Below are 11951 nucleotides of genomic sequence, written 5' to 3' on the forward strand. Positions count from 1 at the left end.
CATGGTCCCCGCCGCACGCCGCCGAGCGGCCCAACCGGCCCGGCGCGCCGCGGGGTGGCGTGCCCCACCCCGGGGGCTCCGCCGAGTTCGCCGGTTCCGCGCGAGTTCGCCGGTTGCGCACCGGGCGGATCCGCGCAACCGGCGAACTCGGCCGCGACGCCGGGCACGCAGCGGGCGCCGCACCCCCGGGGAGGTGCGGCGCCCGGCGTGCGTGCGGTCAGCTGAGCAGCGCGCGCGCCAGCTCGGCCGTCTCGGTCGGCGTGGTGCCGACCTTCACGCCGGCGGCCTCGAGGGCCTCCTTCTTGGCCTGCGCGGTGCCGGCCGAACCGGACACGATCGCGCCGGCGTGGCCCATCGTCTTGCCCTCGGGGGCGGTGAAGCCCGCGACGTACCCGACGACCGGCTTGGTCACGTGCTCGGTGATGTACGCCGCGGCCCGCTCCTCGGCGTCGCCGCCGATCTCGCCGATCATGACGATCAGGTCGGTCTCGGGGTCGGCCTCGAACGCGGCCAGCGCGTCGATGTGCGTCGTGCCGATGATCGGGTCGCCGCCGATGCCGACCGCCGTCGAGAACCCGAGGTCCCGCAGCTCGTACATCATCTGGTAGGTCAGCGTGCCGGACTTCGACACCAGGCCGATGCGGCCGGGGCCGGTGATGTCCGACGGGATGATGCCGACGTTCGACTTCCCGGGGCTGATGAGGCCCGGGCAGTTGGGGCCGAGCAGCCGCACGCCCTTGGCCTGCGCGTAGGCGAAGAACTCGGCCGTGTCGGCGACCGGGACGCCCTCGGTGATGATCACGATCAGCGGCACGCCGGCGTCGACGGCCTCGATGACGGCGGCCTTGGTGAAGGCCGGCGGCACGAAGATGACCGACACGTCGGCCTTGGTCGCCTCGACGGCCTGGGCCACCGAGCCGAACACCGGGATCGCCACGGTCAGGCCGGAGCCGTCGCCGCGGGGGAACTCGACGCTGGTGCCGGCCTTGCGGGGGTTCACCCCGCCGACGACGGTGGTGCCCGACGCCAGCATGCGGGTGGTGTGCTTGCTGCCTTCGGACCCGGTCATGCCCTGCACGATGACCTTGGAGTCCGCGGTCAGGAAGATCGCCATGGTGGGTTGTCTCTCGTCTCTCGCGTCGCTGCGGTCGGTCAGGCGGTGGCGGCCAGGCGGGCGGCCTCGGCGGCGCCCCCGTCCATGGTCTCGGCCAGCGTGACGAGCGGGTGGGCCGCGTCCCGGATGATGCGGCGGCCCTCGAGCACGTTGTTGCCGTCCAGGCGCACGACCAGCGGCTTGGTGGCCTCGTCGCCCAGGATGCCGAGCGCCGCGACGATGCCGTTGGCGACCGCGTCGCACGCCGTGATGCCGCCGAACACGTTGACGAACACCGACTTGACCTGCGGGTCGGACAGGATGATGTCCAGGCCCGCGGCCATCACCTCGGCCGAGGCGCCGCCGCCGATGTCGAGGAAGTTCGCCGGCTTCACGCCGCCGTGCTGCTGCCCGGCGTACGCCACGACGTCGAGGGTGCTCATGACGAGCCCCGCGCCGTTGCCGATCACGCCGACCTCGCCGTCGAGCTTGACGTAGTTGAGGTCCTTCTCCTTGGCGCGCGCCTCGAGCGGGTCCGCCGCGGCGGCGTCCTCGAGGGCCGCGTGGTCCTCGTGGCGGAAGTCGGCGTTGCCGTCGAGGGTGACCTTGCCGTCGAGCGCGACCACGTCGCCGGCCTCGGTCAGCACGAGGGGGTTCACCTCGACGAGCGTGGCGTCCTCCTCGCGGTAGACGTCCCACAGCTTCATGAGCACCGCGGCGACCTTCGGGGCGACAGCGGCGTCGAAGCCGGCCGCGGCGACGATCTCGTCGGCCTTCGCCTGGTCGATGCCGACCCGCGGGTCCACGGGGACCTTCGCGAGCGCCTCGGGACGCTCGACGGCGAGCTGCTCGATCTCCATGCCGCCCTCGACGCTCGCCATGGCGAGGTACCGGCGCTCGGCGCGGTCGAGCAGCAGCGAGAAGTAGTACTCCGTCGCGATGCTCGCGCCCGCCGCGATCATCACGCGGTGCACGGTGTGGCCCTTGATGTCCATGCCGAGGATCTCGGCCGCGCGCTGCTCGGCCTCCTGCGCGGAGCGGGCGATCTTCACGCCGCCGGCCTTGCCGCGGCCGCCGGTCTTCACCTGCGCCTTGACGACCACCACGCCGGTCGCGCCGTCGGCGCCCAGCAGGGTCTCGGCCGCCGCACGCGCCTCGGCGGGCGTCGTCGCGACGATCCCTCCCAGGACGGGTACCCCGTGCCGCTCGAAGATGTCACGTGCCTGGTACTCGAACAGGTCCACCTGCTGCGGTCCTTCCCTCGCCCTGCGGTCCCGTGGGTGGGATCTGGCTGCTCTGCCGCGGACGATCGTAGCCCGGTGGCCCCGGTTTATCTTCACGTCGAGATATGTGACCCAGATCGCACGCCGTGCGTCAACATCTCTTGACACCCCGCCCGGGTGTCAAGCAAGGTTGACGCATGACCGGAACCGACCCCACCACCTCCGCCGACGGCGCGCTCGCCGCGGCGACGGCTGACGACCCCGCCACCGGGCTGCGCGCCGTGCGCTCCCTGCGGGTGCTCGCCGACCGGCTGGAGACCCTGCAGGTCGGCCGGGCCCGCGAGCTCGGCTGGTCCTGGCAGGACATCGCGGACGCCCTCGGCGTGAGCCGGCAGGCCGTCCACCAGAAGCACCACCGGCGCGGCTGAGCGGCCGCCCGCCCCGGACCCCGCGAGAGGAGACGACGATGTTCGAGAGGTTCACCACCGGCGCCCGCGCCGCGGTCGTGCAGGCGCAGGAGGTCGCCCGCGACCTGGGCGACACCCGCATCACCCCCGCCCACCTCGTGGTCGCCGTCGCGTCCGTCGGCGACCCCGCCGCGACGGCGCTCGCCGCGCACGGCGCCGACCGGGCCGCGCTGCTCGACCGGTTCGACGGCGACGGGCTCGACCCCGCCGCCCTGGCCGCCCTCGGGATCGACCTCGACGCGGTCCGTCGGCGCGCGGACACGGTGTTCGGAGCGGGGGCGCTCGACCGCGCGGACCGGGCGCGTCGGCCGACGCCCGGCGGCCGACGGGCGCCCGGGCACGTCCCGTTCACCCGGGACGCCAAGAAGACCCTGGAGGTCGCGCTGCGCGAGGCGATCCGGCTCGGCCACCGGCGGATCGAGGCGGGGCACGTGCTCCTCGCGGTCGTCCGGCTGTCCGACACCGACGGGTACGCGCTGCTCCGGCGCGCCGGCGTCGACACGGCGGCGCTGGCGGCGGACGTCACGGCCCGGCTGGGCGACACGGCCGCGGCCTGACGCCCGTCGCGCCCCTCTCGCGCCGGCTGTGCAACGGACACGTCGAGGGAGTACCCGCCGGGTACTCCCTCGACGTGTCGGTTGCCCGGTCGGCGCCCGGCGGCAGCGGTCCGTGGGCAGCGAGGCATCGGCCGGACGGGGGCCGGGGCCGCCTTCCGAGGGGACGCCTCCGCGCCGTCGCCCGCCGCCGCCTCGGCGGCTCAGACCGGCAGGCGCGGGGACCGCGGCACCTCGCCCGTCGGCCGGCCGGTGCTGAACACGGCGAGCGCCACCTCCGACCGCCCCAGCCCGAGGTGCCGGCGCAGCGCGGCGTGCGGGCCGGGGACGTCGACGACCTCCGAGTGCGGCGCGACGGCGTGCCCGGCGCGGTGCGCGTGCAGCCACAGCCGCTGCAGGCTGCGGCCGGCGTCGAGCACCTGCTCCTCGGGCAGACCGGTCCGGCCGTCGAGCACCGGCGCGCGCGACGGGCCGCTGCCACGGCCCGGCGCGCCCGCAGCCCCGTCGGCGACGAGCACGTGGTGCACCCCGCGGTCGGGCGCCGGGGCGGCCGCCCACGTCCGCGCCCGCGCGGCCAGCACCCCGTCCGCCGCCCGTGCGAGCCCGCCGAGCACCGCGAGAGCCGGGTCGCGCAGGCGGCGGTGCCGCGTGACGGGAGCGGCCAGCCGGGCGAGCGGCGCGGGGAGGAGCAGCACGCGGTCGCTGAGCCCGTCGCGCACGTAGCCGGGGTGCTGCGGGCTGAGCCGGAGCCAGTGCAGCAGCTCCTCGGCGACGGGCCGGCGCGCGAACGTGCCGACACCGCCCCACCGCACGAGGCGCGCGAACACCGCCGGGTCGACCGGGCGCAGGCTCAGGCCGGGGGCGAGGGCGCCGGCGGGGAGGTCGTCGTAGACCGCGGGGTCGCCCGTGAGCCCGCCCCGGTAGACCGCGCGCGCACGGACGTCGTCCGGCGTGGCGGCCGGGGCCGCGCCGGCGGCGCCGCCGAGCCGCACCCGCAGCACCGGGCGGTCCGGGTTTGCGGGTCCCCGCACCGGCAGCGCGTCCAGGGCGCCGAGGGCGGGCAGCGCCTCGACGACCAGCTCCCGGCCCGCCGCGGCCGCGCCGACGGCGGCGCACTCGACCCACGCGCCCAGGCTCAGCAGCACGTCCCGGGAGGTCGGGTCCCCCGCGGGCAGCGTGCGGCCGGGCACCACGGCGACCTCGACGGCCGGCCCCCCGGCGTCCGTGACGACCCGCGGCGACCACGGCTGGGTGTTGTGCGCGCTCGGCGCCCGCGCCGCCAGCGCGACGAGGTCGGCGAGCAGGGTCGCGTCGGTCATGCGTGCTCCCGGGGCGGCACCGGCCGCCGGTAGAAGGTGAGGCCGTGCAGGGGGCGCCCGCCGAACCGCGCGGACTGCCGCGCCGACGCCGGGTTGTCCCGGCCGACCGAGGTCATGCGCAGCCGCCGGTAGCCGCCGTCGGCCAGCCCCGCGTGCAGCTGCCGGCTGAGCAGGGTGAGGATCCCCTCGCCCTGCCGGTCGGGCCGGGTGCCCTGGATGACGAGGACGGCGTCCTCGCGGTACCGGCCGCGGGTGGCCAGCAGCCGGAGCTGCTGCACGGGCCCGAGCCGGCCGCCGGTCGCCTGCAGGAACCGGGTGATGTCGGGGACGGCCAGGACGAAGGCCACCGCCGCCCCGTCGGCGTCCCGCGCGAGCAGCAGCAGCCGCTCGTCCAGCAGCCAGGCCAGGCCGTCCGTCGCCGCCCGCATCTCCGCCGGCGTGATCGGCGTGTAGTACGGCAGCTGCGCGAACGAGGCGTTCAGCAGGTCGAGCAGCTCGGGGACGAGGCGCCCCATCGCGCGCCGGGACCCGTGCTCGGGACGCACGCCCGCCGCCGCCCACTCGGCGTCGGCGGGGGCGGCGACGGGCTGCACGTCGACCACCCAGGTGTCGGCCTCGTGCCAGCGGCGGAACCCCGCCGCCTCGTAGATGCCCGGCACGTCGGCGGGGTTCCACGGCGAGTCGACGAAGCCCCGCTCCGCCCAGCCGGACGTGACGACGCCGCCGGTCTGGTTCGGGAGCAGGGACACCGGGCCGATCAGCTCCCGCTCGCCCGTGGCGCGCGCCTGGAGCGCGGCGAACAGGGCGCCGGCCGCCTCGGCCCCGGCGAACTCCGTGGCCCCGAACAGCAGCGCGCGGGTGCCGAGCTTCGCGTCGAACCGCTCGTCGCGGTGCGCGGTGCTGCGCCCGACGACCCGGCCGGCGTCGTCGCGGACCAGCAGCAGCTCGACCGGCGACGGGTGCGGCGCGGTCCCGCGCCACCAGGAGCGGACCACCGGGGCCTGCAGCGGGACGGCGAGCGCCCGCGGGTGCAGGTCGAGCGGGAGCCGCAGGAACGCGGCGAGCTGGCGCCGGGTGGTGACCGTCTCGACCCTCACGCGGCGCCGCCGGGGTCGCCGTCGCCGTCCGCGCGCGCGTGCAGCCGGATGTACCCGCCGGTCCCCCACCGCTCGCCGTCGGTGATCCAGCGCATGAGGTGCCGGTGCTCGGGCATCCGGGCGAACGCCAGCAGCTCGTCCCGGCCGGAGAAGAACGCGAGCGTGCCGAGCGTGAACGGCGGCGACCAGTACACCGCGTACCACCGGAACCCGCGCAGCCGCCGCATCTTGGCGACCATCGGGTACCAGGTCCGGGCGAGCGCGAGCCACGCCTGCGGACCGGTGTACCGGGTGGCGCCGACGAACATCGCGCGGGCCTCGGCCAGCCCGGGGTTCGCGTGCGCGCGGCGCGCCGGCCGGGGACCCCGCCCCGACCGGGCCGCCCGCTCGCGGTCCTCCGCCACCCGCGGCGGCTCGACGCCGCGGCGCGCCTCTCCCGAGAGCGGCGTGAACCGCTCGACGTGCGCCATCGTGCGGTCCTCGGCCCGCCAGACGCCGTTGGTGTACCCCTCGGGCTCGGCCGCGTACACGTGCGCGAAGCCCGCGCCGCCGCCGGCGTCGCGGGCGGCGGCACGGTCGCCGGCGAGGCCCGCGGCGAACCGCTCGGCGTCGGCGGCCGTGGCGAAGAACGCCAGCACCCCGCGCCGGGCCCGGCGCCCGGACCCACCCGCACCCCGCTCGCGGAACCGCCGCTGCCGGACCAGCCCGGGCGCGCCCGCCGCGGACCGCACCCGGTCGGTCACGACGAGCGCCTCGGCCCGCCCGAGCGGCGGCGTCCGGCTGAAGTCCCGCGTCCGCATCAGGCCGCCGGGCCCGCGCCGCCGGCTGCCGGCCCGCCGGCCCCCGCCTCGGCGTCACCCCGGTCGCCGGCGTCCACGACGTAGACGTTCTTGATCTTCCGGTGCCCGCCCGCGAACGGCCCGGTGCCGTGGTCGTGCACCCGGACCCGGATGTCCCGCGCGGCCTCGTCCTCCTCGAGCGACTGCGCGATGTCCCGCGACACCGACGCGAGGTGCGTCAGCACGCCCTCGGCCGAGCGCCGGGCCAGGGCGTCCCGCTCCCCCGCGTCGAGCGCCGCGTCCGCGCGGAGCTCGAGGTGGATGACGGGGCGCTGCTCCTGGCCGCCGATCTCGACGAGCCCCAGCCGGAACGACTCGATCGCCGCGGCGTGCGGGTTGTCGAGGTACAGGCCGTTCTCGACGTCGAGGGGGTAGATGTTCGCGCCCATGTAGGACACGGTCGAGTCCTTGCGACCGAACAGCAGCACGAACGGCAGCCGCATGCGCTGCGTGGCGAACGCCCTGTCGAACCCGAACGCGAGGCGCGGGTAGCGGGCGACCAGCGCGCGCATCTCCGGGAACGTGACCAGCCGGGCCTCGTCGCCGATGTCGTAGCGCAGCTTCGGGCTCATGATCGACGTCGAGTTCAGCGTGACCAGCAGCTCGCCGTCCTCGGTCGTCTCGAGGAACGTCTCGAGCGGGTTGTACTGCAGGATCATCGGCGTGCGCTGCTCGTCGTCGCCGAGCACGGACGCGCGCAGGCCGGGGTGCGCGAGGAGCGAGCGCCGCAGCCACACCGCGAGGTCGGTCTCGCCGGCCATGCCGATGGTCAGGTCGGAGGCCCCGTAGCCGGAGTAGATCCGCGCGAACCGCTCCTCCAGGTAGTCCCGCAGCCCCTCGGTCAGCGCCTCGCCCCCGACGAAGCCGTTGAGGTCGTAGCGGTCCCAGTCGAAGCCCTCGGCGTCGAGCCGGTCGCGCAGGTGCTTGAGGAACGGCGGGTAGGCGCTGAGCACGTACGTGTACCGCGGCCCGAAGTGCCGCAGGGTGTCGACGATCTTGTCGACGTCCGGGCCGGTGTTCTTCACCATCGCGATCTTGGCCATCGCGATGCCCGTGTTGGTCCCGGTCGCCCACGCCCCCATGGAGAAGGCGTTGATCGCGAACAGGCGCTTGCTGCCGAACAGCATCGTCACGTACCCGGCGACGTTGCGGTGCACGGTGCGCAGCTCGCGGCGCGACCGCATCCAGTTGTACGGCCTGCCCGACGACCCGCTCGACTCGTCGACCACGGTCCCGACCGTCTCGATCCGGCCGTTCCAGCACCGGTCGTCCTCGGTGTACCGGTCGACGTAGTCCTTCTTGGAGGTCGGCGCGTAGGCGTCGAGCCGCCACCAGCGGAACCGGAAGCCGCGCTCGAGCAGGAAGTCCCGGTACGCGGGCACGTCGAGATAGGCGTACTGGCACATCATCCAGGCGTGCAGCCGTGCGAACCGCTCCATCGACGGGCGGTAGTGCCGGGCGGTGAACCGCCACAGCGCGGGGTGCAGCCGGTACAGCCCGTAGAACGCGGACACCGCCGCCGCGGCCAGGCGCAGCGCCCACTGCCGGGCGAGGCTCGGGCGGGCGGGGTGGTCCGTGGGGATCGGGACGACCACGGCGATCAGGCGGTCGGGACGGGGTAGCCCTCGGAGGGCTGGACGACGACGAAGCCCGGCCCGTGGAAGGAGTACTGGAACGCCTCCCCGGTGCCGCCGCGCAGCAGCGAGCTCACGTTCATGCTCGACACGACGCCGGGCGTGAGGTTCGCCGACCAGCACACGGCGGCGTTCGGGTCGACGAACGTCGGCTGCTGCGAGCAGTCGAGGATCATCGGCTGGCCGTGCGACGTCAGCGCCACGGTGCCGTGCCCCTGGATGAGGGTGTTCCAGAACCCGCCGGTCATCATCCCGGCGCCCCTGGTCCGGTGCATGTCCCACTGCAGCGCCGCGTCGAACGCGAGCAGCGAGGAGCCGCCGACGCTGATCGCGTCGCCCTCGAGCTGGAGCAGGAACACGTGCTCGGCGGCACGCGCGAAGAACACCTCGCCCGGGCCGGACACCCGCATGAGGGGCTGGTCGTCGGCGCTCATCGCGCGCTTGACGAACCGGGCGAGCGAGCCGGAGGACTCGTGGTGGAACTGCACCTGCCCCTGGTGGGCGACCATCGCGCCCTTCGCCGCGAGGACGTCGGGGCCGAGGGTCACCTTGAGCATCTTGGTGCTCTGCAGGACGAACCGGTCGGCGGACTGCACCTCGTTGTGGGCCTGGTCGAAGATCGGGCTGCGCATGCCCCGATCATGCCCGAGATGTGCAGGTGGCAGCCGTGCGGGCGCGGGCCGGACGGGCGGGATCACCCGTCCGGGCCGCAGCGACGGCCGACCCGCGCCGGCTCAGAGCTTGGTGACCGGCGAGTACCGCAGCAGCAGCCGCTTGGTGCCCTCGCTGCCGAAGTCGACCTTCGCGACGGCGTTCGGCCCGCCGCCCTCGACCGCCACGACCGTGCCGAGCCCGTACGCGTCGTGCGTGACCTTGTCCCCCACGGTCAGCGTCGGGATCGCGGCGTCCGGGCGCGGGGTGGCCGACCCGAACGTCGCCCCGCCGGAGCCGGGGGCCGTGCGCGCGGGCTCGCCCGCGCGGGACGCCGCGGAGCTCTTCTTCCAGCTCTGCGTGCTGCCGGACCCGGAGCCACCGCGGTCGCCGTAGCCACCGCCCGACGCGTAGCCGGACCGCCCGCCGAGGAACCCGCCCGGGCCGCGCAGCCGGTCGTTCGACGACTCGCGCCGCCGCCAGTCGATCAGGTCCTCGGGCAGGTCGTCGAGGAACCGGCTCGGCGGGAACTCGTTCGGCACGCCCCACGCCGTGCGCACGGCGGCGCGCGAGATGTACAGCCGCTGCCGCGCGCGGGTCAGGCCGACGTACGCCAGGCGGCGCTCCTCGGCGAGCTGGTCGGTGTCGGCGAGCGACCGCATGTGCGGGAACGTGCCGTCCTCCATGCCGGTGAGGAACACCACCGGGAACTCCAGGCCCTTGGCGGTGTGCAGGGTCATGAGCGTGATGACGCCCTGGTCCGGCTTCGGCTCGCCGGTCTCGTCGTCCCCGCCGTCGTCCGAGGGGATCTGGTCGGAGTCGGCGACGAGCGACACCCGCTCGAGGAAGTCCGCGAGGTCGCCCTCGGGGTCGGACTGCTCGAACTCGGAGGCCACCGCGTGCAGCTCGGCGAGGTTCTCGACGCGGGTCTGGTCCTGCGGGTCCTCGCTCGCGCGGAGCTCGGCCAGGTAGCCGCTGCGGTCGAGCACGACGGACAGGATCTCCGCCGGACCGGCGCCCGACCCGGCCAGCGCCCGCACGTCGGACATCATCTCGGCGAACGCGCGCAGGCCGGTGATCGCGCGGGTGCCGAGGCCGGGCACCTCCTCGAGGTGCTCCAGCGCCTGACCGAACGAGATGCGCTCGCGCTCGGCGTAGCCGGCGACCATCGCCTCGGACCGGTCGCCGAGCCCGCGCTTGGGCACGTTGAGGATGCGCCGCAGGTTGACGTCGTCGTCGGGGTTGGCGATCGCGCGCAGGTAGGCCACGGCGTCCTTGATCTCGCGACGCTCGTAGAACCGGGTGCCGCCGACGACCTTGTACGGCAGGCCGACGCGGATCAGCACCTCCTCCAGGGCGCGGGACTGCGCGTTGGCCCGGTAGAAGATCGCGACGTCGCCGGGGCGGACGCCGTCGGAGTCGCCGAGGCGGTCGATCTCCTCCGCGACGAACCGCGCCTCCTCGTGCTCGTTGTCGGCGACGTAGGCGACGATCTTCGGCCCCGAGCCGGAGTCGGTCCACAGCCGCTTGGGCTTGCGGCCGGGATTCTTGCTGATCACCGCGTTGGCCGCCGACAGGATGGTCTGCGTCGAGCGGTAGTTCTGCTCCAGCAGGATCGTCGTGGCGTCCGGGTAGTCGGCCTCGAACTCCATGATGTTGCGGATGCTGGCGCCGCGGAACGCGTAGATCGACTGGTCCGCGTCGCCGACGACGGTCAGCTCGCCGCGCGGGACGTCGTCGCCGTCGGTCCCCGCGCCCGCGAGCTCGCGGACGAGGACGTACTGCGCGTGGTTGGTGTCCTGGTACTCGTCGACGAGCACGTGCCGGAACCGGCGGCGGTAGTGCTCCGCGACGGCCGGGAACGCCTGCAGCAGGTTGACGGTCGTCATGATCAGGTCGTCGAAGTCGAGGGCGTTCGCCTGGCGCAGCCGCTGCTGGTAGCGGGTGTAGACCTGCGCGAGCGTCTGGTCGAAGTCGTTGCCCGACGAGCCGCCCGAGGTGCCCGCGAACGTGTCGGGGTCGACGAGCTCGTCCTTGAGGTTCGAGATCTTGGACGCCAGCGCCTTCGGCGGGTACTTCTTCGGGTCCAGGTCGAGCTCGCGGGCCACCAGGGTGAGCAGCCGCTGGGAGTCGGCGGCGTCGTAGATGGAGAACGACGACCGGAGCCCGAGCGTCGTCGCCTCGCGGCGCAGGATCCGCACGCACGCGGAGTGGAACGTCGACACCCACATGGCACGGGCCGACGGGCCGACGAGGGCCGCCACGCGCTCGCGCATCTCCGCCGCGGCCTTGTTGGTGAACGTGATCGCGAGGATCTCCCCCGCGCGCGCCTGCCGGGTCGCGAGCAGGTGCGCGATGCGGTGGGTCAGCACCCGCGTCTTGCCCGAGCCGGCGCCGGCGACGATGAGCAGCGGCCCGCCGTGGTGCAGGACCGCGGCCCGCTGCTGCGGGTTGAGGCCGACCAGCAGCGCGTCGGCGTCCACCGACGGCGCGCGACCGCGCTCGCCCCGGCGGTCGTCGCCGCGGGGCGCGTCGAGGTCCCCGCCCCCGGCGGCACCGTCGCCGGGCAGGTCACCGCGCGGCGGCACGGCGGCCGGCAGGCGACCGAGGTCGGAGAGGGCGAGTCCGGGCAGCGGCAGGTTCTCGAAGAGCGACGTCATGGCAGAGCCCAGCCTAGGCGCCCCCACCGACACCCGCGGCGCCTCAGCCGCGGGCCAGCAGGACCTCCCGGAGGGCGGACAGCAGGGACGGGGGCAGGCCCAGGGCGTCGAGGTGCGACAGCCGCACGTGCAGCGGCCGGTCGGCCGTCGCCGCTGCCAGCGCGGCGGTCAGCAGGGCGTTCTCCGTCCACGCCCCGCGCAGCACCCGCAGCACCTCGGCGTCCGGCTCGGGGCCGGCGAGCGGGACCGTGCCGCAGGTCACCTCGAGCCGGGCGCGGGCGGGCACGCCGGCGACGTCGACGCGCAGCCGGCCGTCGACGACGCGCGCCGCCGCGGGCACCGGCGTGCCGTCCACCCGCGCCCGGACCCGGGCAGCGGCGTCCGCGGTCGCGCCCGCGGTCACCAGCGTCAGCG

Annotated in this window: 10 protein-coding genes and 1 pseudogene; 2 read left to right on the top strand and 9 right to left on the bottom strand. The window is 75.3% G+C overall.

The annotated features are described in order from the left end of the window. Positions 1 to 217: 217 nt before the first annotated feature. Together sucD and sucC are read right to left on the bottom strand one after the other, a co-directional pair. Positions 218 to 1114 (bottom strand): succinate--CoA ligase subunit alpha, encoded by an 897-nt coding sequence (sucD, locus tag FA014_RS13740; protein WP_147794277.1) that lies wholly within the window; start codon positions 1112 to 1114, stop codon positions 218 to 220. A gap of 38 nt (positions 1115 to 1152) precedes the next feature. Beyond that, the gene (gene sucC, locus FA014_RS13745; RefSeq protein ID WP_154730228.1) at positions 1153 to 2337 is read right to left on the bottom strand and encodes an ADP-forming succinate--CoA ligase subunit beta; all 1185 of its coding nucleotides are present in this window, start codon (positions 2335 to 2337) and stop codon (positions 1153 to 1155) included. Positions 2338 to 2513: 176 nt separating this feature from the next. On the opposite strand from sucC, the gene FA014_RS13750 reads away from it, so the two are divergent. Both FA014_RS13750 and FA014_RS13755 read left to right on the top strand, forming a co-directional pair. Beyond that, positions 2514 to 2744: a helix-turn-helix domain-containing protein gene (locus tag FA014_RS13750; RefSeq protein WP_154730229.1), complete on the top strand. Its 231-nt coding sequence runs from the start codon at positions 2514 to 2516 to the stop codon at positions 2742 to 2744. A 38-nt stretch (positions 2745 to 2782) separates the two neighbouring features. Then, positions 2783 to 3340: a Clp protease N-terminal domain-containing protein gene (locus FA014_RS13755; RefSeq protein ID WP_154730230.1), complete on the top strand. Its 558-nt coding sequence runs from the start codon at positions 2783 to 2785 to the stop codon at positions 3338 to 3340. A 200-nt stretch (positions 3341 to 3540) separates the two neighbouring features. Here the strand turns inward: FA014_RS13755 and FA014_RS13760 are convergent, their stop codons facing one another. The 7 genes and pseudogenes from FA014_RS13760 to FA014_RS20055 form a co-directional block, all read right to left on the bottom strand. Beyond that, entirely contained in the window at positions 3541 to 4656 is a 1116-nt protein-coding gene (locus FA014_RS13760) for a hypothetical protein (RefSeq protein ID WP_154730231.1), read from the bottom strand. Further along, entirely contained in the window at positions 4653 to 5753 is a 1101-nt protein-coding gene (locus FA014_RS13765; protein WP_154730232.1) for a hypothetical protein, read from the bottom strand. The genes FA014_RS13760 and FA014_RS13765 overlap by 4 nt, the downstream gene beginning before the upstream one ends. After that, entirely contained in the window at positions 5750 to 6553 is an 804-nt protein-coding gene (locus FA014_RS13770) for a hypothetical protein (RefSeq protein ID WP_154730233.1), read from the bottom strand. The genes FA014_RS13765 and FA014_RS13770 overlap by 4 nt, the downstream gene beginning before the upstream one ends. Further along, positions 6553 to 8187 carry a phenylacetate--CoA ligase family protein gene (locus FA014_RS13775; protein ID WP_230323155.1) on the bottom strand — a complete coding sequence of 545 codons (1635 nt, stop codon included), beginning with the start codon at positions 8185 to 8187 and terminating at the stop codon, positions 6553 to 6555. Before FA014_RS13775 ends, FA014_RS13770 begins: the two co-directional genes overlap by 1 nt. Before the next feature lie 5 nt (positions 8188 to 8192). Continuing rightward, on the bottom strand, positions 8193 to 8858 hold the full coding sequence (locus FA014_RS13780) for an AIM24 family protein (RefSeq protein ID WP_154730234.1): 666 nt from the start codon (positions 8856 to 8858) through the stop codon (positions 8193 to 8195). A 102-nt stretch (positions 8859 to 8960) separates the two neighbouring features. Beyond that, positions 8961 to 11537 carry a DNA helicase PcrA gene (gene pcrA / locus FA014_RS13785; RefSeq protein ID WP_154730235.1) on the bottom strand — a complete coding sequence of 859 codons (2577 nt, stop codon included), beginning with the start codon at positions 11535 to 11537 and terminating at the stop codon, positions 8961 to 8963. A gap of 43 nt (positions 11538 to 11580) precedes the next feature. After that, positions 11581 to 11951 (bottom strand): annotated as a pseudogene (locus tag FA014_RS20055) (glycoside hydrolase); the annotation flags it as partial.

Source organism: Cellulomonas hominis, from assembly GCF_005239125.1.
GTDB classification, from domain to species: Bacteria; Actinomycetota; Actinomycetes; order Actinomycetales; family Cellulomonadaceae; genus Cellulomonas; species Cellulomonas hominis_A.